This window comes from Mesorhizobium calcicola (assembly GCF_042682105.1).
Lineage (GTDB): Bacteria > Pseudomonadota > Alphaproteobacteria > Rhizobiales > Rhizobiaceae > Mesorhizobium > Mesorhizobium calcicola.
In genome coordinates this window covers 57,810-82,781 of record NZ_JBHUGY010000058.1, presented here as the reverse complement: position 1 = coordinate 82,781, position 24,972 = coordinate 57,810, and the positions used below count along the sequence as shown (strand labels likewise).

The following is a 24,972-nucleotide window of genomic DNA, read 5'->3' as shown; positions in this document are numbered from 1 at the left end:
CCAATCACAGCAAGTGAACTAGGAGGGCAATTGCATAAGCCAGATTGCACCTGATGAGTATCCAGCACACAGTCGATCATGGACCTCCGTGGCTGGATCTCTCTAATCGTGCGCAGAGATCACTCATCACCGTCCGCGCGTATTCTTTCAGAGTTCTGTAGGGGACAAACTCCCGTCGCATTGACAGCGGCCTATCAGGCATGAGCGTAGATGCGGACAGTCTACACGTCCATTTTCCCTCCAAGCCAAACCTGAGACATAGGACAGATCGGCGCGAACCCTGGTAGGGACACAAAGATGAGCGAGCGGTAGGGTCTGTGCTGATCACGTTAGCCTGAACTGCGACAAATCAGCTTACCGAACAGCTGGCTGTTCTGCCTGAAATGACATCTTTGATGCGAGTTCCTTCAGAACAGGGGCTTGAGAAGAGAATCGGCAGCAAGTCGCTAACACTTCAGCCCAATCGTGCGCGGCGTTCGACCGAGCAACTGCACCGCCACGCAGCGAAGTAGGCCGCACGAGCTCGAAGACAAGTGGTACGTGGCGGCCGACTCCGCTCGACTCACGAGTCAGCATTCTTGCACCAAGTCCCGGCCCAGTGGGGCGCGTGGATCTCCGTCTCGTGACTCGCGCCGCGCGCGCCTCGTAGGCCCGCCGTGCGCATAACGGCATCGTCACGAGTACACCTCTCATCACGGCCGCGACGATAGGCAGTCGGCACTCGCGGTCGAGCTCTACCGTCTCGCGGCATCAGCGGCAGCGTCGCTCCCACCGCAACGAAGCGCCGATGGCACCCTCGTAGTCCGGCCGCAGACGACTGAGATGATGGCCCTGCACCACGCGCCGCAGCTCCACCGCCATCAGCCTCGTCCGGATCCTTCCGTGCGGCTTCGCCACAACATAGGCGACGAGCCGCTGTCGTGCCGGACGCGATCTCGTGTGCGCCACCACCACCGCAGCCTCAGCGCACACCTCCAGTGCGTGCTCGCAAAAGCCGCGCGGCGATATACTCGCACCGGACTCGATGCGAGTTACAGCCGCGGATCTATTCACGCTGGTCGTCGTGTGCGGCCCAAAACTCGCAGGTTGTGCCGTCCGGCAGGTAAGCGGGCGCAAGATCGCCTGCAGCTTGTACATGCGGCGGCCCGCTACGCCGCCGTAACGGGTCGGCCAGTGGAGACCGCGTCCGCGTCAGCTGCGCGTGTTGAGACGTAGCGACCGCGCGCCGACTCGACCCCGCGCCCCGCCGATATGGGAGCTCACTCCACAGCGCCCTCGAACGCGAACCGGCTGGCCATGAGCGCGTCCACCGAAGGTACACCCGGCACCGGTGGTTCGCGATCGGCCGCGACCGAAAGTCGGATGGGCGGCGGCGGGAATGTGCGCATCAATAATCGCGGATAGATGCCACTCGCAGACTAGGTCCCGCAAAGTGTGTCGGTCGTTTCAGTGCGGGCCAGTAGCAGTGCAGCTAGATGCTGTGGTCCGTTCCTGTCCAGAGGCTCACAACCCGAGCTACACTGCTGTCACACCACTCAACCGCAGATCGTGCCTGCCGCCTGACCATATAGCAAAGTCGTACAAACAGCGCGCCAGCAGGCACCGGCCCTCAATCATCAGCGCTCGTGGCTGCGAACAACCTCGTGCTGTGGTCAATGCCAGGACCCTAATGCGGTGTCTGCTGACAGCATGCGCAGAACCGCTACTGAGCTGCAGCGTCATGCGTGTAGGAGACTTACAGAACTATCATGGCTTGAGCACCTGTGTAGCAGCGGAGCCACACTCTCCAGTTGTACTTGATATTCAAACGCAGGATTGCCACCTCCACGCCACTACGAGTCATTGAGCCGACTGCGCATTGATCATTGTTGATGCACGCAGCCGGTTGTACAGCCCGTTGATGAGCACAACAACTCGCGCTCTGGGAGGGTGAGTGAGCGGTTCGAGCCGGGTGTACACTCACGTAAGCGGCGGCTCGTGCGCATGTGCAATACCAGGCCGGATCAATGACTGGACCCCGGATTCGCCGGTCATCAGACGGCTCAAATGGGTCACAAAAACAGGGATTGGGGCCGTACTCCAAGTCGCAGTGACATCATCACCCGCCAACTCTCGCTGAGCACTGAGGCGTGCTGCACAATCGGCAATCAGCCATTCCTGGTCGCGCAGGGAAGAGCGCGTGTGGTGCGATCGGCACATAACTCGCCCGCCTTCGGATCGCCTACTGGCCACCAAGCGACGCGGCGCCGTGGCCGTCAGCCTGGGAGTGGCCGAAGGGCTAATAGAGGGAACGCGGCACACCAAGAAAACAAAGGCTGACTGGAGCGCGTCCAGCATTGTCGTGCAATGCGGTCGCCTGGGCTTCACCCCCGAGGCCGATCAGTATGATGGGCCAGCCGGTTGCCACGCGCGTTGAGTTCGCCAGAGCTCACAGGGAGCTCACTGCGTCTCGTTCTGGCTAATGCAGCACTGCGCGACTGAGTGCCTCTGGTGTGTGGGTCGTCTCTGGCGTGCTCACTGCTGTGTGCGTCGACACAGCGCTCAGCTCGGACGTGCAAAGATCCAGCGGATAGGCCGCGTCCGTCCGGTTCAGCTGCCTCAAAGGTAGGATCGCGTCGCCTCGGCCGGCAGGGATGTCGAGCTCCGCGCACCGTAGCTGATACTAGGGGCAGCACTGCTACCAGCGCCATAGATGCCGCCCGATTGCTCGAGCGACCCGCTGCCTGTACAGCGCCGCTACGCACCCGCTCCCGCAGAGAACCAGTGCTCCCACCACCGGTGTGCGGTGAGGCGAATGCGCGCTCGCCATAATCCTCTAATCGACAGCGGTCACAGCGGATAGTTGGAATGTCGTTCCTCCCCGCACCAGCCAGATACCTGCCGACAGCGATATCATCCGTTCGCCGAGCCGCCATGCCGCCGGCGTGTTGTGGTGCGGTAGTTCAACAGACGCGCTGAACAGCGGCGCGCCGGTAGGCCCAGCAACGCGCCGCTGCAGCGTTAGTGCGCTGCTCCTTCAGCTCGCCGGCCGAGGCATGCTCGTTGGTCGCCAGCAGCCTCCGGGAAGCCCCGCGCGTGCGTGTGCGTCACGGCTCGCCTCGCAGATCGGAAGAGATAAAAGGATACTCGACACGTCAGCACAAGCGAAGAAACACGAAGGAAAATACTAAACGCCGAGAGAGAGAGACATGGAAATAGAAAGGAGGGACAGACGCATGCCGTCCTAAGTCAAGCGACCGCACACAGCAGGTCGTCGTATTGATGAACAGGCCCAGCGCCCGCTCGCGCCTGCACCCGCCTGCATGCGCCCGAACAACACACGGTGGCGCTAACACTAGCACCTGGCTCGCGCACGCGTGCGCACTCGCTGCTCACCTCAACCACTGGCCCTCAGGCGCAGATGTGGTGCGTAAAGGCTCGCCGGCCACGTGCCGCCCACCCAGCCCGCCGCGTCACGTGCGCCCGCCGGCACAGCTCTGTTCCGCGCCTGCGCAGCATCCTCTCGTTGCGCCATCTCTGCCAACCCGTCTGCCGTGCGCATGCACACACACTCGATAGAGCCGAACGAGCAGCGTCAGCTCGTACGAGTGTGCTCGGCCAGCATCGAGCGGAAGAACGCCTCATTCATGCGCCTAGTCGCATAACACGTCCTCCACCCGCGCCTCAGGGCCGCCACCAGTGTGTGCGGAACGCCTGCGGTGCGCAAGCTCGATGCCCGCGACAGCGGCGCAGCACGGCCCGCACCTCGGCACTGCTATCACCAGCCAGCGTAGCGTCGGGTGATCGCCGATACAGTTATGGTGCAGCACAGCTATCCAGGGTGTTCGCCTTTCCATGCACAGGCACCCTGTCAGTGCGAGCAGGCCCCTGTCAGTGCCTGGCCGTGCCTTCGACATGCGCACGGCGTCTGATGCGTATCGCCAGCCTCGTGAGCGAACCCGACCTCAGTACGATCACCGCGACCGAGTGCCGCGGGTGGAATCGTGTAACGCTGGCATCGAGGCCGGCGGGCAGCCGGCGGCACGCGATGAGCCCGGGAGTGCGCGCAGGATACGGCTTGTCGCTCGCGGGTCGGTTCGCGGCGATTGCAGGTAGGGCGACTGGCTCATCTTCAAAGCCTGCGTTTCGAGACATTGTTCGAGACACAAGTTGCCTGTGTGTAAACATTTGAACTAGCAGCAAGAATAGGCAGCAAGGCCGGATTATGGCAAGGCGAGGTAGTGCGGGCGGCACGCGTGACCGCGTGTGCAGCGCGTGACGCGACTCCTCCGAAAATATCTGCACGATCGTCACGCCATCACTTACTCGCGCCGGCCGCGTCGAGCATCGTGTGCACCACAGGCTTCGGCGAAAGCAGGTCGCTAAACACCAGCAGGTGAACACGGCTCTGCCATCCGGCCGATCGTCGCCGCCGCGCCACCGAGCGTGAACGCTGGTGGTGGTCCAGTCGAGGTGCGCGGCCGCTGCCAACACGGGAATCGCGCCGCGTGCAGGCTCGATCGACGCAAGTTGTGGCCAGCATGCTGCTGCGCCATTGGCGCCCGAGATGCTGATCCAGGCGCGGCTATGAGCTCGCGATCCTCGGTCCGACGCGAGGCAGGGCCCCGGCGACAAGGCCGCGCCGCAGCGTGTACATGACATGTGCTTGCCAGTGCCGCGCACTTCGACAGAACGAAAAAGCTGTATATACCGGCCCGGACGCGATCTCACGCGTGGCGTCCGAGGCTTGGTCATTGCCTTCTGGCGCATCCGGCGCTACCACGCGAAATGGGCTTTGCCGCCTTTGACCAGCATCTGACTGCGCTGTTGCCGCGCGCCGCGTCACTCACCGACCAGGTCGAATTGCGAGATCTCGAGATCAACGACACGAACCGGCCTCGACAGCCAGAGCGAGGCGGCGCGCCACCATGCGTGCGCGGCGACAGCGCGCATGGCTCGAGCGGACTGGATGCCGGGGAAAATCCAGGAACAACTCAGCCACGCTGGCGCCGCTCATCCGATCGTAGAAGACGGGATTGCACAGTTCGACGTCGTCGTCAGTCCATCTGCCCGACGCAGCGGATCATGCGCATGTGACGATCTCGCCGATGCGCGCGACGCGCCAGCGTTCGTGACAAGGCCGAGCCCTAGCCATTGGTCATGATTGTCGGACGAGAAGCAGACCGAGGTGACGTAGCCCTTGGTCGTTGCCCGTCGCTGGTGCTCTGCCCTTATGCGGATGATGTGCGCGCCGGAGCGCAAGCGGCGTGCCTTGTCGGTCGGCTTGATGCCGACCACGACCTGCCGATCCGGCGCTGACCAGCGCTTCGCGCCCGGCCATGACGCGGCCGACGAATCCTTCTTGGTCGACATCATCTTGCCGAGACCGATGTTCGGCAGCGGTCGTCGTACCGCTCAGTTCCGGTCCGGCGATGTGACCCTTTTCGACGCGCATCACGCCGAGCGCCTCGGTGCCGTAAGCGTGACGCCGAATGGCGCGCCGGCCAGCATCAGATTTGCGCGCCATGGCATGCGCCGAAGCGTGCCGGCACGGAAATCTCGAACGCCATCTCGCCGGGAGAGGAGATGCGGAACAGCCGCGCCTTGATGCCCGCCGCGCAAGCGACTTTGCGCGCGCCCATGAAACGGAAAGCCCTCGTTGGACAGGTCCTCGGCCGGATCGGACAATCTCCTTGAGCAGGTCGGGTCTTCGGCGCCGGCGATCGAGAATTGCGCCCACTGGTCGGAGACCGAGGTCAGCTGCACGTCGAATTCGCTGAACAGCACCTGCCGGCAGAATCGAGGTGCTGCATCACCAGCCCGGCCTTGGCGGTGGTGGTGTGTCAGGAATAGTGATCCTCCGCCAGCCGCGATGTGGTGCCGTCGTCATAGACCATGCGTCCTCGCGCAGCAATCAGCCCGTAGCGGGCCTTGCCGACGGCGAGATTGGTAGAAGGTGTTGATGTAGACGCGGTCGAGGAAGGCGGCCGGCATCCGGACCGTGCACGTCGATCTTGCCCAGTGTCGAGACAATCGCAGAACCCGACGCCACCGGCACTGCCATGACCTCGCGTCACCGAGTCCAGCCAGTCCTTCTCGCCTGCGCGCGGGATACCACTGCGCGCGCTTCCACAGCGCCGGTGTCGAGCGACAGGAACAGCCCCTTGCTCGCCGCCACGTGATGCGACGGCGTCAGCCGCGTCGCATGGGATGTCTCGTCGACGGTGATGGCCGGGCGAAGAGCGCCGACTCGCGACGGGCACGTATAGGAGGCCGGTAGATCGTCGTGCAGTTCCGTCTCTGGGAATGGATCCGAGCCGCTAACCGCCGCCATGATGGCGAGGCCGCGACATCTCAGTTGGTCTTGCCTGGTCCGTGGTCGGATGTCCTAGTGCGGTCGTGTGTAGCGCTTCAGATGCTCGACCGATTCAAGCTTCGCGCTGCGCCAGTTCGATGTCGGACGCCGTCACGTCGTGTCTGGTAATCGACGAGGCCTTGCCCTTGCCGACGACATGCCAGAGCGGCGTGAGCTGGAGATGGCACGCCTCGTCGTCGTCGGCGACAGGAGCCGTGGCCCGCCTTGCCGCTGTGCCCGGCGTCGAGCGCGGCGGCTGCGCGCTGCAAATCCTTCAGCCAGGCAGGCACCGATGGCCCGAAGGCGCCGTTGCGGCACCGGCGGCGACATAGGCGGAGCGCGCCGGGAGGTGCGCCCCGTCGGGCACGAAAGCGGCGATGTTATCGCGCCATTTCGGCCGGCCGGGACTGGTAGAGGCGGTAGGAGGTCAGAGACCCAACCGCCGGGGTTCCAGCCGCCCGCGGCAACGGCAACGCCGCGTCGGCTTCGACTTCGCGCGCGCGCGCCGCCGGTCAGCGACACCGCGATCTTTTTGCCGCCGTCCTTGCCGCCATCGACTGGCCGCTCACGGAGCCGTGCAGCACCGGGAAGTCCACCCTGGAGGCGAGCGAGCGATGGTGCGGGCGACACATCGCGATCGCGCGTCGATCACCGCCGCGCGATTGCAATCCGGCGCCGAGCGCTGTCTCGACCGTGCGCGCAGCGCATCCTCATTGTTGGTAGAACAGCGCGACGCGTTTCGCCGGCGTTGCCGCATAGCGCGCGACATAGGGTCCGCATGGCTGACGCCATCATCACGCCCGCGTGTCGTTGCCGGCAAAGACGATCGGGGCCGTTCGATGGCGCCGGCCGCGCACGCACGCGAGCGCCTGGCCACGACCCGCCACAGCCGCTGGCCGGCACCTGATGCTCGAGCGGCGAGGGCAGGTGGTCGCTGACCCGCTCGATCGCGCCATAGGTGCCGCCGTCATAGAGCCCGCAAACACGTCGTGCGGGTCATGATGCGGACGTCGGCATTGCCGCCAGTTCGGCCACGCGTCCGCGAAAGCCATTCGGCTGCCGCAGGCCGTCGATCGTGCCGCCATCCGAGAGCAGGCGCCGCCGGGCGAAAATCCTCCTCGCCCAGGATTGACGCGGGCACCAACTGCGGCCGGCAGCCAAGGCCGCGGCCAGCCGGTCGGGCCTGAGCCGGCGATCAGCACATCACAATGCGCCACGCCTTGTCGTAATGGTCGGGAATCGCAACGCCCGCGGCCCGGCCGAGACACGGCGAGCAGTGCGGGCGGATCGCCGGCTGTAGATCGCTTCCCAGAACTTGGCCGGCCACATGAGTCTTGTAGTAGAAGCCGCGACGAAGATCGGCGCGAACAGCTGTTCACCGACATCACATCGTGGCGCAGCGACGGCCAGCGGTTCTGGGCTGGCGGCCTCAGCCCCCTCATAGAGCTCTGCCGTGGTCGCCTCGTGTTCGGTTCGCGCCTCGCACCGGTGCGCAATTCGACCAGCGCGTTGGGCTCCTTCCGACCGGCGGTGAGGATGCCGCGCGGGGCTGCGATGGTATTTTGAACGAGCGGCGCGACACAGCTTGAATCGCCATTGGCGATCAGCGCCGAGGCCAGCGTGTCGCCCTGGAAGCCGGAGAAAGTCTTGCCGTCGAAGCGGAAGCTCAGTGGCGCCGAGCGGTCGACGAGGCCGCCGGACGCGAGGCGATGGGATTGGCTGGACGTCACGACTGCCGGCCTTCCGTGGGTTCGATGAATGCGAGGGGGCAGCGCGGACTTCGACACGAAAATTCATTTCGCGGCCTGCCTTGCACCGGCGCCGGCCCGCCGGCTCAACCGAAGAAATCTCGTGCGTCAGCGTGTGCGGCCCTGATCTTCAGCCAGACCGCAGCGGCCGCCATGGTACCAGTGCTCGCTGGTCTCGCCGGCGACATTGTCGCGCGCGTAGGATACATAGTCGAAGACCTCGTCTTCCGAGGCGCCGGCCGCCGGCCGCACCGGCTTGCGTCGCCGAGATAGGTGAACTCGCCGAGTTCCTCGCGTTCGCCGCAGAAGGACAGACAATGCGCATGGTGTTCCTGTCCGTCCTCAGTGCAGGTTCGGTTGGAAACGCCCCTGGCCCTTCTCGTCGATCATCGCACCATCCGGAAGCGATGAAACGAGGCGGAACCGTGCGGCTTTCTTGGCTCGTGGCGGCTCATCGCGGCAGCAGATGGGCAAAGACAAGGCGCTGAGCCTCGGCGTCGCCTTGAAGCCGCCATAGCACCAGCCGGCGTTTGAGGTAGAGCCCGTCGACTCGCGCGCGTCTTGTGCGATGATCGGCGAGGCCGTCCATCGACAGTCCATGATGCCAGCCCCACGCTGGTCGCAGCAGGCGGCACGCGGCCACAGATCATCGCATCAGCGCCATGCCGCCCCTCGCAGTACGTCACTGCCGATCACGTGGGCATTGGTGCCACGGTGCATGTTGTTTAGCAACGCGCGTGGAGCGTAGGAATTGTCAGCGTCTATGTCGCCGCCGAAAGACGAGGCCCGCCCTTGTCCGACTGGCTGACGTAGTGCAAATGCAGGCGCCAGACAGGTCATCGACACGCAGGGATGAGCGCGCTTGACTTCCGCCTCGGCGACGACGGCCTGCAGCACATGGCGTCTCGATCGTGGCAGGCGCAGGTCCGAGGTCCCTCGCCGACGACGCGCGAGTACTGCCGGCGACCGCCATGCCGACCTTGCCGGCGGCCGATTCTTGCCGCGCGAGGTCTCGACGCGGCACCTTGGCCGCTGGCGTCGCGGCTAAAGCCGGTCACATCGCAGTTCTGTGATGATGGTCGACGCCAAGCGCCTGCGCGCATGGGCGTAGCCCCAGACCACGCGTCATGGCGCGCCGTGCCGCCACGACACGCTGCAGAGAGCCCGCCTTGCACGGGAAAGCGCGCATTGTCGAAGTTTCAGAGAACGGTATCTCTTCTTGACCGCGGCGAGGTCGAGCAGCTCGCATCGTGATGCCGTTGATGCGCTCGCATCGTGTTGCCGCGCGCGCATAGGCGTCGCGCTGCGCGTCGGAAATGGTAGAGGTTGATGACGCCGCGCTGGCTGACCCATAGGCGTTTGCATAGTTGAGGGTCCTGCTCCATCCGCTCCCACAGCTTCATCGACAATTCGTAGAAGCCGATTGTTCCGGGCAGACCGTAATTGGAGCGGATGATGGTGGTGTTGCGGCCGGGCATTGCCGGAGCCGATCCAGCCCTTTTCCAGCACGGCGACATTCCTGGATGCCGTATTCGCTGCCACGGAACCAGGCGGTGGCCAGGCCCATGGCCGCCACCGCCGATGACCACCACGTCGTAGCGGATCCTTCGGGCTGGCATCATCGCGCCAGTGGCGCTGCCAGTTCTTATGGGCCGGACAGGGCGCGCGGGCGAGCGAGAAGATCGGAGTATTTCATACGTTCATTCCGAGGTCGCTCGCGACCGTGCTGGGACCCTTCTACGCATCGGATTTAGTCCGAAAACCGTTTCACACTTTCGGTCCGACATGCGCCTACTATATCCAGCGTGTGGTCGCGCTCCATTGCGTGAAGTGCGAGCATAGGAATTTCCATTCCTGTGTGCTTCAGCTTTAGGTAGGCCGACGAGAGAATTCCTCACCCAGCGCCGCCTTCAGCGATTTGTCCTTGTCGACACTCGCGCAAGGCGCGAGCAGGTTGAGCGGCACTTTGGCGCGCCCTCACGCGTATGCCCGTGCTGGTGACATGTCGAGTGTCGGTAGCGCTGTGCCGGATCCGCCTCGAGCGGATGCCGTCGAGGCCGGCGGCGATGATAGCAGCTGGCGTGCAGCGAGATAGGGGTGGGCGTCGACCGTCGGGCAGTCGCAGTTCGCGAAGCGGCCGGGGCCAGGCACGGCACCATGTGAGTGCGGTTGTTTACCGGTCCAGGTCACCGTGTTTCGTGCCCAGGTCGCGCCCCGAAATGGTGCGCGGCGCGTTGAATGCGCTTGTAGGAATTGACGCCGGTCGGTTGGTGATCGCGTGCCAGTGCCGAGGCATGCTTCATGATGCCGCCGAGGAAATTCTTGCCTTGGCCGACAGGCCGAGCTCCATCGATTGTCGGCGAACACGTTGGTCTTAGCGGCTTTGTCCCACACCGAGATAATGGGCATGGCAGCCATTGCCGTCAGTCACCCTGAAAGGGTGTTGGGCATGAAGGTCGCGCGCAGGCCCAATGCTCTTCTCCGCGATCGACTTGACCATGAATTTGAGAAGGAGTGCTTGTCGGCGGTGGCGAGCGCATCGTCGAAGGCCCAGTCATCTCGAACTGGCCGTTGGCATCTCATGGTCGTTCTGGCTAGGCGCCCCAGCCGAGCGCCAGCATGTGTGTCGCAGATCTCGCGATGACATCGTAGCGACGCATCACCGCTTGCTCTGATCATAGCACGGCTTCGACGCGGTGTTCGTATCGTCGGAGATCGTCTTGCCGTCCGCGAGATGAGAAAACTCGGCCTCGACGCCGGTCTTGGACCATGCATGCCCGTCGCTGGCGCCTCGGCGATCAGCCGCTTCAGCGTGTTGCGCGGCGCCTGGTCGACTTCCTTGTCGTCCATGATGCAGTTGGCGGCGACCCAGGCGACATCAGGTTTCCACAGGCAACTGGATCACCGAATCCGGGTCCGGCACCGCCAGCATGTCGGGATGCGCCGCGTGAGATGAGCCAGGTGGCGAACCCCGCAAAACCAGCACGTCCTTTGCATGTCGGCGATGGCCTGCGCCGGCACCAGCAGCTTGGCACGCTGGCCACCGACAGGTCGGTGTAGGAAATCATGAAATATTTGACGTTTTTCGCCCTTGCGATTCTGCAAGATCAGCTGTCACGGAAGTTCCCCATTTTTTTGTCGATCGTTGCCCCAGAGCGTGCGGGCTTCGGCCCTTCGTTGATCAGAAGCCGTTCTTCCCCGGTATCCAGTTGGTGCCGGCCAGCGGCACGCCAGCCATGGGCGGCTGCCTCGATCGTCAATGCGACGAGGTCCTCGGGTTCGAGATTGTGCAGCTGTTCTTGCCGCACGCGCGGGCGATAGTCTGAGCTTCCAGCGTCATCACCTTCAAATAGTTCGCCAGCCGGCGCCCGGCGGCGACCGGATCGACGCGCTTCATCAGTTCCGGGTCCTGCGTGGTGATGCCGGCCGGGTCGCGCCCCTCGTGCCAGTCGTCATAGGCGCCGGCGGTGGTGCCGAGCTCGTTGTACTCGGCTTCCCAGCGCGGATCGTTGTCGCCGAGCGCGACCAGCGCCGCCGTGCCGATCGAGACCGCATCGACGCCGAGCGCCAGCGCCTTGGCGACATCGGCGCCGTTGCGGGATGCCGCCGGAGACGATCAACTGCACCTTGCGGTGCATGCCGAGATCCTGCAGCGCCTGCAACCGCCGGCCTGATGCAGGCGAGCGTCGCGCTGGCCGACATTTTCGATGAACACTTCCTGCGTGGCGGCCGTGCCGCCCTGCATGCCATCGACGACGACGACATCGGCGCCGGCCTTCACCGCAAGCGCTGTGTCATAGTAGGGGCGGGCGCCGCCGACCCTTGACGTAGATCGGCTTTTCCCAGTCGGTGATTTCGCGCAGTTCGAGGATCTTGATCTCGAGATCGTCGGGACCGGTCCAGTGCGGGATGGCGCGAGGCGAGCGCTGGTCGATGCCCTTGGGCAGGTGCGCATTTCGCGACGCGGTCGGAAATCTTCTGGCCGAGCAACATGCCGCCGCCGCCGGGCTTGGCGCCCTGGCCGACAACAACCTCGATCGCATCGGCGCGGCGCAGGTCGCGCAGGTTCATGCCATAGCGCGACGGCAGGTACTGGTAGACCAGCGTCTTCGAATGGCCGCGCTCTTCCTCGGTCATGCGCAGCCGTCGCCCGGTGGTGGTCGAGGTGCCCGACAGGGTCGCGCCGCGTCCGAGCGCTTCCTTGGCAGGGCCGGACAGCGAGCCGAAGCTCATGCCGGCGATGGTGATCGGGATCTTCAGCTCGATCGGGCTTCTTGGCGTGGCGCGAGCCCCAGCACGACGCTGGTGTCGCAGCGCTCGCGATAGCCTTCGAGCGGATAGCGCGAGATCGAGGCGCCGAGGAACAGTAGGTCGTCGAAAATGCGGCAGCTTGCGCTTGGCGCCGGGCGCCACGGATATCGTAGATGCCGGTCGCCGCGGCGCGGCGGATTTCAGAAAGCGTGTAGTCGTCGAAGGTCGCGGATTTGCGCGGGCGTCGTCGGCGGGTTCCTGTAGGTCATGCTGCCTCAATTACGCGTCGGCGTTGTCGATATTGAAATTGTAGAGCGTGCGCGCCGAGCCGTAGCGCGTGAATTCCGCCGCCTTGACGCCCGGTGACGCCGGCGCGGTCGAGCAGGCCTTGCAGCAATTCCAGATGTCGGCCACGCATCTCCTTGGCTATGCAGTCGGCGCCGAGGCTGTCGACCTTGCCGCGCACGAAGAGCCGCGCCTCGTAGATCGAATCGCCCAGCGTCGTCGCCGGCATCGCCCAGCACCACCAGATTGCCGGACTGCGCCATGAAGGCCGACATGTGGCCGATATTGCCGTGCACGACGATGTCGATGCCCTTCATCGAGATGCCGCAGCGCGGACGACGCATTGCCCTCGATGACCAGCAGGCCCGCCCTTGCCGGTGGCGCCGGCATACTGGCTGGCATCGCCTTTGACTGTGATCGAACCCGACATCATGTTCTCGCCGACGCCGGGTCCTGCGGAGCCATGCACGGTGATGGCGCTGCCGGAATTCATGCCGCCGCAATAATAGCCGGACACTGCCGCGTACATCGATGGTGATCGGCTGGTCGACGCCGACGGCGACCGAATGGTTGCCTTTCGGGTTGAGGACTTCCCATGCCGTTTCATTCGAGCCGGGCGTCAAATTGTGGAGCGCCTGGTTGAGTTCGCGCAACGACATCTGATCGAGATCGAAGACCCGAGAGGCTTGGTCGTGCACGACCGTCTCTGAAAGCTTGGTTGCCGGCATGAATTCAATGCTCCCAGAAATAGACGGTTGCGGGCTCGGGTTCCCAGACCCTCGCATTGTCTATGCCGGGCAGTTTGGTCAGCGCGCGATATTCCGAGCCGAAGGCGACATACTGGTCGGTCTCGGCCATGACGGCGGGCTTGCAGGCGATCGGGTCGCGCACGACGCCGAAACCGTTCTTTGTACCGACGACGAAGGTGAAGAAGCCGTCGAGGTCGCTGAGCGTGCCCTCGAGAGCCTCGCCGAGATTCTTGCCATGCGCCATTTGCGACGAGAGATAGGCGGCCGCGACCTCGGTGTCGTTCTCGGTCTCGAAGGTCATGCCTTCGCGGATTAGTTCGCGGCGGACGTTGTTGTGGTTGGACAGCGAGCCGTTGTGCACCAGGCACTGGTCGGCGCCGGTCGAGAACGGATGCGCGCCCATCGTCGTCACCGCCGATTCCGTTGCCATGCGGGTGTGGCCGATGCCATGCGTGCCGGTCATCTTGCGAACGTCGAAGCGATCGACGACCGCCTCCGGCAGGCCGACCTCCTTGTAGATCTCGACCACGTCGCCGGTGCCCATGATGCGGATATCGGGGCGCAGCGCCTGGATGGCTTCGCGCGCCTCGTCGATCTTGGCAGGCGTGGTCCTGACCACCGCATGGGTTGATTTCACCGCGATCGTCACCGGCGTGCCGATAGCCTTGGCGAGTTCGGCCTCGAGGCCGCGGAAATCGCGTTCCGGCTTGGCCGACTGGATGGTGATCTTGGCCTCATTCCTGGAAGGCGCGCCATAGATGGCGATGCCGGCGCTGTCCGGACCCCGGTCGCTGAGCGAGATCAGCATCTGCGACAGCATCGAGCCGAGTTGAGGCTCGAGCGCCTTGTCCTTCAAAAACAGTCCGACAATTCCACACATGTCAGCCTCCCGATGTTGCAGCTAGACGATGATGTATCGAATGAGTCCCTCGAATTCAATCACATGAAAAAAATTTTCCTCTAGTTACGTATGCGGCTCAATGCCGCCCTGCGCACTATCGTTGCCCCGCCGGGCATTGTGAACCCATTTGGCGGTGCGGATGCGGGCTATCCTGTAGGCGTCGAGGATCGACAGCGCATAGATCAGGAAGCCGCCGGCATGACGGCCGACGAAGCTGGCGTCGGGTGGTGCGATCTTGGCGGTGACCCATGCCAGGATCACCGTGAAGAAAAGGAACTGCAGACCGCGCACCGGCACGCCGAGAATGACGTGTCCGCTTGCCGGCAGCGCGATTGCCGCGCCGAGAACCAGATACGGGTTGGGAGGGGTGGGGTCGGTGGCGGAATTGGTCATGCGGCCTGCCGTTCGCTTATGTTGATGGCGTCGCGCAGCGCCGACACCGACATCAGCAGTCTCTCGACCAGCGCTGGATCAAGTGTTGCGTCGCCAAATTCGGCTTGCCGGAAAACGCCATAGCGTGCTCGCTCGGCCTCCGCGAGCAGCCAGACAATGCGTATGCCCTTGGGCGTGATCAGCAGTTCCTTGGCGCGCCCTTCGGAGAAGATCTCGATATGACTGGCGATGATGCCTTGGGGAAAACGCGCGCCCCTGCGGTCGGTGCGCAGCACGGACTCGACTGGAAATCCCGGGGCCTTCGGCAGCGTGTGGTCGAGATGATCGAAATTGGAGAATGTCGTCGGCGAGCCCGGCCGCATCATCATGTCGAACGTGCCGGGCACCGCGACCTTTTCGGTGATCGAGATGCTCAGCCAGCGCGTTGGCAGCTTTCTCGTCGCCAGCGTGTCGACGATGGTGCGCAGCTGCACGCGCCGGCCGTTCCATGATCCTTCCCAGGTGACCACACCGGCGGTGCCGTCCGAAACATCAGCTGCGTCGGCAATGACGGTGCGGATGCCGGCATGGTCGATGGCGAGCGCCGCTGACGCCCTGTTGCGGCTGGCGCGCGCCAGCCAGGCAAGGTGAAGGACGAGGGCCAGGACAATTGCCCCGGCAAAGAGTGCTGACGTCACCTCGGACATTTTGTCATGCCAGGCCCGCCCGGGATTCGGACGGGCCTACTCCCATCAATAACCCTGAGGCTTCGGCCACGGCATGGTGAACTGATCGCCGCGCCGCACGAATCTGTAGCGGTAGAAATGGAACCACAGCGAGATCAGGAAATAGAAGGCGACCATGGCGATCAGTTGCGAGCCGAAGCCGAGGAAGATGGCGAAGAAGGTCACCACGCACAGGCAGAACAGCACGATCGCCGGCAGCGGATGGAACGGATGCGTGTAGCCGCGGCGGATCGAGCCGAGCGGCCATTTCTTCCTGAACATGATGATGTTGATGCTCATGAACGTGTACTGCAGCACGCCCGACAGGATCGAGAAGGTGATCGCCTGGTTGAGGTCGGCGATGAAGGCGAAGGCGAGCGCGATCGGCAGCAGGAACAGGATCGAGCGATAGGGCGTGCGATACCGGGGATGCACGGCCGAGAACCAGGTCGGCAGATAGCGGTCGCGGCCGAGCGAGAACCAGGCGCGCGCCGCGTCGTTGATGCAGCCATTGGCCGACGCAAGCGCAGCCAGCAGTGTGGCGATGAACAGCAGGTTCTCGAGCAGAGGGCTGCCGGTCAGCCTGCCGGCGTCCCACAGCGGGTAATAGGTGATGCCCAGATATTCCCACGGCATCATCGAGGCGCAGACATACCAGGTCATGGCAGCGGCGATCAGAAGCGTGATCATGCCGGCCATCGTGCCATAGGGCAGCGAGCGGGCCGGTGAGCGCACTTCCTCGGCCGCCTGCGTGGTGCCCTCGATGCCGAGATAGTACCAGATGCCGAACTGGAAGGCGGCGATGACGCCGATCCAGCCATAGGGCAGGGCGTTTTCGGGGGTGACCAGCTCGTTGAGCTTCAGCACGGCGCCCTGCGTCCACGGGCTGACCGAGAAGAACAGGATGACGATCGAGACATAGGCGATTGCGGTGATGACGAAGTTGACGTTCAGCGTCATCAGCACGCCGCGATAGTTCAGCCACGCCAGCACGACGATGGTGGCGGCGATGAAGGAATTGTGGGTGAGCCCTTCGACGCCGGCCTTGGAGACGATGGTGTCGCCAAGCAGGATGGCGTCGGACACTTCGAGCATCGTGTAGGCAAACACCAGGAACAACGCGACATTGAATGCCATCAGCGGCCCGACAATGTGCTTTGCCTGCGCATACTGGCCGCCGGCGGCGGCCACCGTCGATGTCACCTCGGAATCGATCATCGCGACCGAGGTGTAGAGCAATCCGACGACCCAGCAGACGATCAGCGCGGCAAGCGCGCCGCCCTTGTCGGCGGCGAAATTCCAGCCGGTGAATTCGCCGACCAGCACGATGCCGACGCCGAGCGCCCAGACATGGGCCGGGCCAAGTACGCGGAGCAGTGAAACCCTGTCCCCGTGGATTGCCGGTTCAAGCGTGACCGTCATTGTTCAATCCCCACTCAGATACGGTGTTTTTCGGAAACGGCCTCAAGCTCGCCTTCGCGCGATGAGGTCAGCACCTCTTCGGAGAAGGTCGTGTCGACCTTGAACCAGTCGTAGAGCATCCACAAAGCGAGCACGATCGAGATGCCCCAGCATGCGTAAGAGAGTGCCATCCACATGATCGTGTCCCCCGATTATTCGTGGAAATTTCCTACTTGTCGTCGAATTTTTCGTTGATGACGTCGCGATATTCGCGGTCGGAGGCGCGGAACAGGAAGACGAAATAACCGATCAGCACCGCGGCCATGATGATCAGCGTCGGCCAGTCGATGACATAATGGAAGCGGTTCTGGATGATGTCGTGCGCGGTGTCGGGTGTGTAGCCGAGCCTTTCCCAGATCGAGGCCATGGTCGGGTTCTGGCCAAGCGCTTCCCAGGTCTTGGCGTCGAGCGCGTCGATGGACTTCGCCGCACCGGCGAGGCCCATCTTGAGCGGCAGCCACAGCGCCACGAAAATGGCGACCACGACGACGACGATATCGAAAATCTGCCCGGACTTGCCTTGCTCCGGCGGTGTGTAGCGCGACATCTCTTCTACCCCTCAGGACTTGCGGTTGCGGAACGCGTCGGCGTTCTTGATGTCGAGCCCGTAGATGAAGCCCTTGTCTTCCTTGTAGTGATTGACCATCGCCAGGATCGCCGCGGTGTTGAAGATCAGCACGGCGGCGGCCGCGGCGGCGACGACCACCCTGATCCCCATGTTCGGGATGTACGGCCACGTCATCAGGAGGACGAAGAGGATCGTCGCCCACAGGCAGACGATCAGGAGCACGGATCCGCGCACATCGGAACGGTACAGCGCTTCGATGCGCTGCTGCAGGTCTGACATCGGTTTTTCCCCTTTTCCCGACGCCCGGTTCCGAATCCACCGGACGCGCCGCCCTCTTTCAAGAGAGTGAAATTTTTTTCATAAAATCGGGCCGAATTCCGCAATTGTCAAGGCGAATTTACGCGGCGTTAACCGTTTGCTTCGTGCAACAAATTTGCCTGACAATGAAATTAATTGCTTATGGGTATTGCGGCGCCCGAATGTTTGCGGTCAATATTCGGCCAAAGCTCCCGCCGTCGCGCAGGGGGCAGGGAACAGCAAAAGATTTTTCGAAACGGAGGACGAGCGGATGACGGCATCCTGGAGATTTTCGACCCTGGCGGATCGCCATCGCGCGCTTGGTTCGAAGCTCGAAGACTGGAGCGGAATGGGAACCGCCTGGACCTACGACAAGGATGCCGACGAAGAGTACATCGCCATCCGCACCAAGGCCGGCCTGATGGATGTCTCCGGCCTCAAGAAGGTCTACATCACCGGGCCGCACGCCTCGCATCTGATCGACCTCGCCACGACGCGCGACGTCGAGAAGATCTATCCCGGCAAGTCGGCCTATGCCTGCATGCTCAACGAGGCGGGAAAATTCACCGACGACTGCATCCTCTACCGCACCGGACCGAATTCCTGGATGGTCGTGCATGGTTCCGGCACCGGCCATGAGGAATTGCAGCGCGCGTCCGTCGGCCGCGACGTCTCATTGCGCTTCGACGACAATCTGCACGATTTGTCGCTGCAGGGCCCGACATCGGTCGACTATCTGGCCAGGCATGTGCCTGGCATCCGCGATCTCAACTATTTCCATCACATGCAGACGCAGCTTTTCGGCTTCCCGGTGATGATTTCGCGCACCGGCTACACCGGCGAGCGCGGCTACGAGATATTCTGCCGTGGCCAGGATGCCGGCACGATCTGGGACAGGATCCTCGACGAGGGCAAGAGCGCCGGCATCATTCCGTGCCGCTTCACCACGCTCGACATGCTACGCGTCGAAAGCTACCTCTTGTTCTATCCCTACGACAATTCGCAGAAATACCCGTTCGACAATGAAGGTCCTGGCGACACGCTGTGGGAACTTGGCCTCGACTTCACTGTCAGCCCGGGCAAGACCGGCTTTCGTGGCGCCGAGGAGCACTACCGCCTCAAGGGCAAGGAGCGCTTCAAGATCTATGGCGTTCTGCTCGAAGGCAAGGAGCCGGCCGACGAGGGCGCGCCGGTCTATCGCGACGGCAAGAAGGTCGGCGTGGTGACATGCGCCATGTATTCGCCGCTGGTCGAGAAATCGATGGGCATCGCCCGGCTCGACGTCGACTGCGCGGTCAAGGACACCAAGCTGGAGATCCGCAACAAGAGCGGTTCGATCAAGGCGACGGCGCAGCCGCTCCCCTTCGACGATCCCAAGAAGACCAAGCGCACCGCGAAAGGTTGAGGCATAGTCGACAGCGAGGGGTTCGAGGCACGAAGAGAGAATGGCAGTCAAAAGCATCATCAGCCGGCCCGTTTACGGAACCCTGTCCCCACAGCCCGGCAAGCACCACCTTTTCGTGGCGGATGCGGAGGGCGCGCTGGCGATAGCGGAGATGGCCGGGAAAGCTCCGGCCGGGTTTTTCGACGGAGCCGAAATCGTCTTCATTCCTGGCCCAGACGGCAAGCATGGCGCCGCGCTCGAAGCGCTGAAGCCGGCAAAGGTCCACGAGGCGCCGTCCTTTGCCAGCCTGCTGCCGCGGCTCAGGCAGACGCTGGCCAATGCGCATATGGGTCTGCGGCTCTATCTCTCCGGCACCGAAGGCCTGATCGGCCAGGCCATGCAGGTGGCCCTTGAAGCCGGCATCGACCACACTTCGATCCAGACCGAACATCGCGGCTCGCTGGCGCGCCGCATGCAGTGCGTCCACTGCAAGGGCATCACCGAAAACGTGACGACGCAGCCGGCGACCTGTGCGCATTGCGGCCTGCTGCTTTTGGTGCGCGATCACTACTCCAGGCGCATCGCCGCCTTTCAGGGCGTCTGTATCAACGCCGAGGACCGCAGCGAGATTCCTCCCATGGAGGAGATTTTCCGATGAGCACCGGCACCACCAAACTCGATGTCGTGGTCAGCGATGTCGTCCCGGTCAACGATCTGGTCACCCGCTTCCATTTCCGCCGCCGCGACGGCCAGCTTTTGCCGACCTTTTCCGGCGGCGCCCATGTCGTGGTCGAGATGCGCGACGGCGAGCGCACCCGGCTCAACCCCTATTCGTTGATGGGCTCGCCGCTCGACACGCGCGAATACACGATCAGCGTGCGCCGCGACGATGTCGGCCGTGGCGGCTCGCTGTTCATGCACAGGAGCGTCAGGCCTGGCCATGAGATGGTTGTCAGCTATCCGGTCAATCTGTTCTCGCTCGACCTGCGCGCCAAAAAACACCTGATGCTGGCCGGCGGCATCGGCATCACGCCGTTCATGGCGCAGACCGCGCAGTTGGCGGCCGAAGGCGGCAATTTCGAACTGCATTACACCTGCCGCACCGCCTCGCTCGGCACCTATGCCGATGTGCTGCGCGAGCGTTACGACCGCCGCGTCAGGCTCTATCACGACGACCTTGACGAGCGCATCGAACTCGACCGGCTGTTGTCGTCGCAGCCGCTCGGCACGCATCTCTATGTCTGCGGCCCGGCCGGCATGATCAACTGGGTGCGCGACCGCGCCGCCACCCTGGGCTGGCCGTCGGAGACCGTGCATTTCGAGCATTTCGCGGCGCCCCAGCCCGGCCTGCCGTTCGACGTGACGCTTGCCGTCAGCGGCAAGACGATCCGGGTCGACGAACAGCAGAGCCTGCTCGAGGCGATCGAGGCGGCCGGCGTCGATCCGCCCTATCTGTGCCGTGGCGGCGTCTGCGGCCAGTGCGAAACCAATGTCATCTCGTATGACGGCAAGTTCATCCACAACGACCACTGGCTGAGCGAGGAAGACCACCGCTCGGGCTGCAAGATCATGCCGTGCGTGTCGCGCTTCGAGGGCCGGTCGCTGGTGCTGGAAAGATAGGAGGCGAGCTTGGGCATCACCTTTCGCAAGGAAACGTTCCGCGACGACTTCACCTTCAGGAACAGCCCGGAGCATATCAGGCGGTTCCCGTTCCCGTTCCACGAGGACGCCTACATGTACGCGGTCAACATCGAGCCGCATGTCGTGGGACCCAAGGGCAGCGTGCTGGAAAACCTGATCGACGTCGACGAGCACTATGTTGCCGAGATGCAGGATCGCGCGCTGGTGCTGGCCGAGGATCCGCTGCGCTGCCAGTCGCTGCCGCACATGACACTGGCCGGCTGGGACCTGCTCGAACTCCTGATGGAGCAGCAGGCGCTCGGCTATCCCGAGCATTTCACGCTGACCCGCGACGGCGACCGCTGGCGCTGGATCAACCGGCCGCTCGGCATCGACGACACCTTCACTTTCGGCGATGTCTCGACGCTGCCCTACGGGCCGATGGAGTACATCACCCGGCAGAGCCAGGGCGATTTCTGCATCCTCGACCAGCGTGACGGCAATCTGTGGATGGATGCCGGCATGGTCACCACCCAGGCCGACTGGTCGCTCGACTTCGACATCGGCATGAACTTCTTCGAATGGCACGCGCCGGTGCCGCTGGCGCATGAGAAGGGGATTTTCACCCGGGCGCTGAAGTTCCTCACCAACATCCAGCAAGGCAAGCCGGCGCGGCGCCTGAACTGGACGATGACCATCAATCCGCGCCTCGATACCAGCCCCGAAAATTATCACAAATGGGGTGCGGACCGGACCACGGTGACGCCGGAGAATGTCGGCGACAAGGTGCATCTGCGCGTCGAGCTGCAGAGCTTCTGGCGGCTGCCGCGCTCCAACGGCATCGTCTTTCCGATCCGCTGCTACCTGACCAAGATGGACGAACTGGTGACGCAGCCGAAATGGGCACGGCGCCTGCACCGTGTCATCCGCGACCTGCCCGACGAACTCGCCAACTACAAAGGCCTGACGCGCTATCGCCCGACGCTGGTCGAGTGGCTGTCGAAGCTCGATGATGGGAGTGCGACGAGCCCGGGGTTTGGGCCGGATTGAGCTTGTACTTCCACAAGCGCCTTCTCCGTGGAATTCCTCGCCTTGCCAAAGGCAACTCCTCTGGAGGGAGAGGAAGGGAGCCTGCAGGGAGAGGAAGAAAGGAGCCCGGCGGCACAGTTTCGCGCCCTTCCTCTACCCCGTCGATCGGGGGAGAGGTGTCGAGCGAAGCTCGACGGAGTGGGGGTCGACCTGGTTCGGCGGTCGTGAGTTCACACCCAGGCGATCCCACTTATCGGCGGCTTCGCGTTTGAGGACCGCCTTCCCCCACTCCGTCGCTGCTTCGCAGCGCCACCTCTCCCCCCTCCGGAGGGAGAGGAAGGGAGCCTGCTGGGAGAGAAAGAAAGGAGCCCGGCGGGACAGTTTCGCACCATTCCTCTACCCCGTCGATCGGGGGAGAGTGTCGAGCGAAGCTCGACGGAGTGGGGGCCGACCTGGTTCGGCGGTCGTGAGTTCACACCCGGGCGATGCCTCCGATTGTCTACCTGCCTGCCGAGATTTCAGGCCCGCTCGGTCGTGCCCACTTATCGGCGGCTTCGCGTTTGAGGACCGCCTTCCCCCACTCCGTCGCTGCTTCGCAGCGCCACCTCTCCCCCCTCCGGAGGGAGAGGAAGGGAGCCTGCTGGGAGAGAAAGAAAGGAGCCCGGCGGCACAGTTTCGCGCCCTTCCTCTACCCCGTCGATCGGGGGAGAGGAAGAGAGCTTGGCGGGACAGTCTCACCTCTCCCCACTGTCGTGGTGTGGGAAACCAAGCTGGACTGAAGGTGCGCTCTTTCGCGAACGGATTTGGACAGCGTCCACTTAGTAAGCAAACCTCACCCTGCGCTGTTTTGCGGATAGCAGATGATCGAGAGGTAGCGCATCGGCAGCCGTGTCAGCTGTTCGGGGCCGTGCGGCGCGTCGGCGTCGAAGAACAGGCTGTCGCCGGGCTTCATCGGATAGAGGTTGCTGCCATGCCGGTAAACGACCTCGCCTTCGAGCATGTAGAGGAACTCCATGCCCTCGTGCTGGAAGGTCGGGAACACATCCGAATCCTCGGTCAGCGTGATCAGATAGGGTTCGACGACGACGCCGCTGGTGTTGGAGCCGATATGGCCGAGCAGATTGTACTGGTGGCCGGCGCGCGTGCCGCGGCGCTCGACGTCGAGGCCTTCGCCGGCCTTGACGAAGACGGCGCTGCGCTCTTCCTCGAAGCGGCGGAAGAAGGCGGTGACCGGAACGCCGAGCGCCCGCGACAGCGCCTGCAAGGTGGTCAGCGACGGCGAGGTGATGCCGTTCTCGATCTTCGACAGCATGCCCAGCGAAATGTCTGTGGCGACCGCCAGATCGGCGACCGTGATGCCGAGCTTTTTGCGGAACGCCCGCACCTCGCGGCCGATCGCAACCTCCAGCACTTTTTCGCGGGTGTCGCGAATGGCGTGCGGGTTCTGGGTCAGCGGCGCCCGGATGGTTTTGCCGTCCGCCGAAACCTTGGGCAGCGGCTTGGCCTTTGCACCGGCAGGGCCGGTCCCAGGCTTGGGATCGGAAATCTTGTTCGCCATGTCGCCCCCGGACTCTGCGGATTTATTTCACTCTAGGTGAACATGTAAGGTGCCGATACATGAGCGCAACAGCGACGGCAAGTCGCTTGAAGGCGCATGCATCCGATCCAGCGCCTCGCCGTGCGAGGTTTTTGCTGGAAATCCTCCCAGCCGAAACGCTGTTTCGACACAGGAACTGTTGACAGCACGAAAGGGCCAATTACTGTCCTGTGAGTGAAATTTGTTTCGTAAGAGCAATTTCAGGAAAAGTGTGAGACCGTTTTCCGTCCGGAAATCGCGTCATAAACAAAAGTCGAAATCAGATCGGGAGGCCTGCAATGAAAAGTCGCGTTGCCGTCATCGGAGCCGGGCCGTCCGGCCTGGCACAGCTCAGGGCCTTCAAGTCGGCCGCCGACAAGGGCGCCGACATTCCCGAGATCGTCTGCTTCGAAAAGCAGTCCGACTGGGGCGGTCTGTGGAACTACACCTGGCGCACCGGCCTCGACGAGCATGGCGACCCGGTGCACGGCTCGATGTACCGCTACCTCTGGTCGAACGGACCGAAGGAGTGCCTGGAATTCGCCGACTACACCTTCGAGGAGCATTTCGGCCGGCCGATAGGTTCCTACCCGCCGCGCGCGGTGCTGTGGGACTACATCAAGGGCCGCGTCGAGAAATCGGGCGTGCGCAAATGGGTGCGCTTCAACAGTCCGGTGCGCATGGTGACCTTCTCCGAGACGACGAAGAAATTCACCGTCACCGCGCATGACCGCACCAACGACATCACTTATTCGGAAGAGTTCGACAATGTCGTCGTCGCCTCCGGGCATTTCTCGGTGCCCAACGTGCCCTATTTCGAGGGCTTCTCGACCTTCAACGGCCGCATCCTGCACAGCCACGATTTCCGCGACGCCATGGAATTCAAGGGCAAGGACATCCTGATCATCGGCCGCTCCTATTCCGCCGAGGACATCGGTTCGCAGTGCTACAAATACGGCGCGAAATCGATCACCTCCAGCTACCGCTCCAAGCCGATGGGCTTCAAATGGCCGGACAATTGGAAAGAGGTGCCGCTGCTGCAGAAGGTCGTCGGCAAGACCGCGCATTTCAAGGACGGCACCACCAAGGATGTCGACGCCATCATCCTGTGCACAGGCTATCTGCATTCGTTCCCGTTCCTCACCGAGGAACTGAAGCTGAAAACCGCCAATAGGATGTGGCCGGACGGACTCTATGAGGGCGTCGTCTGGGAGAAGAACACCCGGCTCTCCTACATCGGCATGCAGGACCAGTTCTACACCTTCAACATGTTCGACGCGCAGGCCTGGTTCGCCCGCGACGTCATCATGGGCCGCATCAAATTGCCGTCGGCCGAGGCGATGGCAGCGCACGGCGCGAAGTGGCGGGCGCGCGAGGAAACGCTGGAAGATGCCGAGCAGATGATCTGGTTCCAGGGCGACTACACCAAGGAATTGATGGACCAGACCGACTATCCCGGCTTCGACGTCGAGGCGGTCAACAAGACCTTCATGGAGTGGGAGCACCACAAGGGGGAAGACATCATGGGCTTCCGCGACCACGCCTACCGCTCGCTGATGACCGGCACCATGGCGCCACTGCACCATACGCCCTGGCTGCAGGCACTGGACGATTCCATGGAGAGCTATCTCGAGGTGAAAGGCGTCGCGGCGGAATAGCCGTCGCGTCCCAG

21 protein-coding genes and 3 pseudogenes are annotated in these 24,972 nt (G+C 63.4%); 5 read left to right on the top strand and 19 right to left on the bottom strand.

All coding sequences use genetic code 11. From position 1 onward, the window contains the following. Positions 1-4,992: 4,992 nt before the first annotated feature. The 18 genes and pseudogenes from ACFSQT_RS31965 to ACFSQT_RS31880 all read right to left on the bottom strand — a co-directional run bounded on the left by ACFSQT_RS31965 (position 4,993) and on the right by ACFSQT_RS31880 (position 17,673). Positions 4,993-5,352: a hypothetical protein gene (locus tag ACFSQT_RS31965; RefSeq protein ID WP_379025606.1), complete on the bottom strand. Its 360-nt coding sequence runs from the start codon at positions 5,350-5,352 to the stop codon at positions 4,993-4,995. Between the two features lie 81 nt (positions 5,353-5,433). Further along, positions 5,434-5,766 carry a hypothetical protein gene (locus tag ACFSQT_RS31960; protein ID WP_379025604.1) on the bottom strand — a complete coding sequence of 111 codons (333 nt, stop codon included), beginning with the start codon at positions 5,764-5,766 and terminating at the stop codon, positions 5,434-5,436. Between the two features lie 286 nt (positions 5,767-6,052). Then, on the bottom strand, positions 6,053-6,313 hold the full coding sequence (locus tag ACFSQT_RS31955; protein WP_379025602.1) for a hypothetical protein: 261 nt from the start codon (positions 6,311-6,313) through the stop codon (positions 6,053-6,055). A gap of 815 nt (positions 6,314-7,128) precedes the next feature. Beyond that, positions 7,129-8,064: a 2Fe-2S iron-sulfur cluster-binding protein gene (locus ACFSQT_RS31950; protein WP_379025600.1), complete on the bottom strand. Its 936-nt coding sequence runs from the start codon at positions 8,062-8,064 to the stop codon at positions 7,129-7,131. Between the two features lie 126 nt (positions 8,065-8,190). Next, complete coding sequence (locus tag ACFSQT_RS31945; RefSeq protein WP_379025598.1) at positions 8,191-8,334, bottom strand: sarcosine oxidase subunit delta; 144 nt, start codon at positions 8,332-8,334, stop codon at positions 8,191-8,193. Positions 8,335-9,281: 947 nt separating this feature from the next. Continuing rightward, positions 9,282-9,560: a hypothetical protein gene (locus ACFSQT_RS31940; RefSeq protein WP_379025596.1), complete on the bottom strand. Its 279-nt coding sequence runs from the start codon at positions 9,558-9,560 to the stop codon at positions 9,282-9,284. Between the two features lie 272 nt (positions 9,561-9,832). After that, positions 9,833-11,200 (bottom strand): annotated as a pseudogene (gene glnT / locus ACFSQT_RS31935) (type III glutamate--ammonia ligase). Next, on the bottom strand, positions 11,190-11,342 hold the full coding sequence (locus ACFSQT_RS31930) for a hypothetical protein (RefSeq protein ID WP_379025616.1): 153 nt from the start codon (positions 11,340-11,342) through the stop codon (positions 11,190-11,192). Before ACFSQT_RS31930 ends, glnT begins: the two are co-directional and overlap by 11 nt. After that, positions 11,339-11,827, bottom strand: a pseudogene (locus ACFSQT_RS31925) (glutamate synthase-related protein). Before ACFSQT_RS31925 ends, ACFSQT_RS31930 begins: the two are co-directional and overlap by 4 nt. A 32-nt stretch (positions 11,828-11,859) precedes the next feature. Then, on the bottom strand, positions 11,860-12,495 hold the full coding sequence (locus ACFSQT_RS31920; protein WP_379025594.1) for a glutamate synthase-related protein: 636 nt from the start codon (positions 12,493-12,495) through the stop codon (positions 11,860-11,862). A gap of 117 nt (positions 12,496-12,612) precedes the next feature. Further along, a pseudogene (locus tag ACFSQT_RS31915) lies at positions 12,613-13,346 on the bottom strand (GltB/FmdC/FwdC-like GXGXG domain-containing protein). A 4-nt stretch (positions 13,347-13,350) separates the two neighbouring features. Beyond that, positions 13,351-14,247: a class II glutamine amidotransferase gene (locus ACFSQT_RS31910; protein ID WP_379021211.1), complete on the bottom strand. Its 897-nt coding sequence runs from the start codon at positions 14,245-14,247 to the stop codon at positions 13,351-13,353. An 84-nt stretch (positions 14,248-14,331) separates the two neighbouring features. Beyond that, positions 14,332-14,661, bottom strand: coding sequence for a hypothetical protein (locus ACFSQT_RS31905; RefSeq protein ID WP_379021209.1), 330 nt, complete (start codon positions 14,659-14,661; stop codon positions 14,332-14,334). Continuing rightward, a complete protein-coding gene (locus tag ACFSQT_RS31900) occupies positions 14,658-15,347 on the bottom strand; it encodes a hypothetical protein (RefSeq protein WP_379021207.1) in 690 nt (229 codons plus the stop codon). Before ACFSQT_RS31900 ends, ACFSQT_RS31905 begins: the two co-directional genes overlap by 4 nt. Positions 15,348-15,392: 45 nt before the next feature. Then, complete coding sequence (locus ACFSQT_RS31895) at positions 15,393-16,787, bottom strand: APC family permease (protein ID WP_379021269.1); 1,395 nt, start codon at positions 16,785-16,787, stop codon at positions 15,393-15,395. Positions 16,788-16,801: 14 nt separating this feature from the next. Continuing rightward, a complete protein-coding gene (locus ACFSQT_RS31890) occupies positions 16,802-16,957 on the bottom strand; it encodes a hypothetical protein (protein ID WP_379025592.1) in 156 nt (51 codons plus the stop codon). Positions 16,958-16,995: 38 nt separating this feature from the next. Further along, positions 16,996-17,373 (bottom strand): hypothetical protein, encoded by a 378-nt coding sequence (locus tag ACFSQT_RS31885; RefSeq protein ID WP_379025590.1) that lies wholly within the window; start codon positions 17,371-17,373, stop codon positions 16,996-16,998. A 12-nt stretch (positions 17,374-17,385) separates the two neighbouring features. Continuing rightward, on the bottom strand, positions 17,386-17,673 hold the full coding sequence (locus ACFSQT_RS31880) for a hypothetical protein (protein WP_379025588.1): 288 nt from the start codon (positions 17,671-17,673) through the stop codon (positions 17,386-17,388). 289 nt (positions 17,674-17,962) lie between these two features. On the opposite strand from ACFSQT_RS31880, the gene ACFSQT_RS31875 reads away from it, so the two are divergent. From ACFSQT_RS31875 to ACFSQT_RS31860, 4 genes are read left to right on the top strand one after another with little or no spacing between them, the layout of a single operon-like run. Continuing rightward, a complete protein-coding gene (locus ACFSQT_RS31875) occupies positions 17,963-19,096 on the top strand; it encodes an aminomethyl transferase family protein (RefSeq protein WP_379025586.1) in 1,134 nt (377 codons plus the stop codon). Positions 19,097-19,136: 40 nt separating this feature from the next. Further along, on the top strand, positions 19,137-19,733 hold the full coding sequence (locus tag ACFSQT_RS31870; RefSeq protein WP_379025584.1) for a dimethylamine monooxygenase subunit DmmA family protein: 597 nt from the start codon (positions 19,137-19,139) through the stop codon (positions 19,731-19,733). Beyond that, positions 19,730-20,695, top strand: a complete 966-nt coding sequence (locus ACFSQT_RS31865) for a PDR/VanB family oxidoreductase (protein WP_379025582.1) — start codon at positions 19,730-19,732, stop codon at positions 20,693-20,695. The genes ACFSQT_RS31870 and ACFSQT_RS31865 overlap by 4 nt, the downstream gene beginning before the upstream one ends. Before the next feature lie 9 nt (positions 20,696-20,704). Next, complete coding sequence (locus ACFSQT_RS31860) at positions 20,705-21,745, top strand: heme-dependent oxidative N-demethylase family protein (RefSeq protein ID WP_379025580.1); 1,041 nt, start codon at positions 20,705-20,707, stop codon at positions 21,743-21,745. 811 nt (positions 21,746-22,556) lie between these two features. On the opposite strand, the gene ACFSQT_RS31855 is transcribed toward ACFSQT_RS31860, so the two are convergent. Next, positions 22,557-23,282, bottom strand: a complete 726-nt coding sequence (locus tag ACFSQT_RS31855; protein WP_379025578.1) for a helix-turn-helix domain-containing protein — start codon at positions 23,280-23,282, stop codon at positions 22,557-22,559. Between the two features lie 317 nt (positions 23,283-23,599). Between ACFSQT_RS31855 and ACFSQT_RS31850 the strand changes: the two genes are divergently transcribed. Next, positions 23,600-24,958 carry an NAD(P)-binding domain-containing protein gene (locus ACFSQT_RS31850; protein WP_379025576.1) on the top strand — a complete coding sequence of 453 codons (1,359 nt, stop codon included), beginning with the start codon at positions 23,600-23,602 and terminating at the stop codon, positions 24,956-24,958. The last annotated feature ends 14 nt before the right edge of the window (positions 24,959-24,972 follow it).

Coding starts and splice junctions, on each gene's coding strand:
- ACFSQT_RS31855 (WP_379025578.1), bottom strand. CDS start 23,282: ATGGCGAACAAGATTTCCGATCCCAAGCCTGGGACCGGCCCTGCCGGT.
- ACFSQT_RS31910 (WP_379021211.1), bottom strand. CDS start 14,247: ATGTGTGGAATTGTCGGACTGTTTTTGAAGGACAAGGCGCTCGAGCCT.
- ACFSQT_RS31850 (WP_379025576.1), top strand. CDS start 23,600: ATGAAAAGTCGCGTTGCCGTCATCGGAGCCGGGCCGTCCGGCCTGGCA.
- ACFSQT_RS31965 (WP_379025606.1), bottom strand. CDS start 5,352: ATGTCGACCAAGAAGGATTCGTCGGCCGCGTCATGGCCGGGCGCGAAG.
- ACFSQT_RS31890 (WP_379025592.1), bottom strand. CDS start 16,957: ATGGCACTCTCTTACGCATGCTGGGGCATCTCGATCGTGCTCGCTTTG.
- ACFSQT_RS31885 (WP_379025590.1), bottom strand. CDS start 17,373: ATGTCGCGCTACACACCGCCGGAGCAAGGCAAGTCCGGGCAGATTTTC.
- ACFSQT_RS31905 (WP_379021209.1), bottom strand. CDS start 14,661: ATGACCAATTCCGCCACCGACCCCACCCCTCCCAACCCGTATCTGGTT.
- ACFSQT_RS31870 (WP_379025584.1), top strand. CDS start 19,137: ATGGCAGTCAAAAGCATCATCAGCCGGCCCGTTTACGGAACCCTGTCC.
- ACFSQT_RS31955 (WP_379025602.1), bottom strand. CDS start 6,313: ATGGCGGCGGTTAGCGGCTCGGATCCATTCCCAGAGACGGAACTGCAC.
- ACFSQT_RS31875 (WP_379025586.1), top strand. CDS start 17,963: ATGACGGCATCCTGGAGATTTTCGACCCTGGCGGATCGCCATCGCGCG.
- ACFSQT_RS31940 (WP_379025596.1), bottom strand. CDS start 9,560: ATGCCCGGCCGCAACACCACCATCATCCGCTCCAATTACGGTCTGCCC.
- ACFSQT_RS31865 (WP_379025582.1), top strand. CDS start 19,730: ATGAGCACCGGCACCACCAAACTCGATGTCGTGGTCAGCGATGTCGTC.
- ACFSQT_RS31895 (WP_379021269.1), bottom strand. CDS start 16,787: ATGACGGTCACGCTTGAACCGGCAATCCACGGGGACAGGGTTTCACTG.
- ACFSQT_RS31880 (WP_379025588.1), bottom strand. CDS start 17,673: ATGTCAGACCTGCAGCAGCGCATCGAAGCGCTGTACCGTTCCGATGTG.
- ACFSQT_RS31900 (WP_379021207.1), bottom strand. CDS start 15,347: ATGTCCGAGGTGACGTCAGCACTCTTTGCCGGGGCAATTGTCCTGGCC.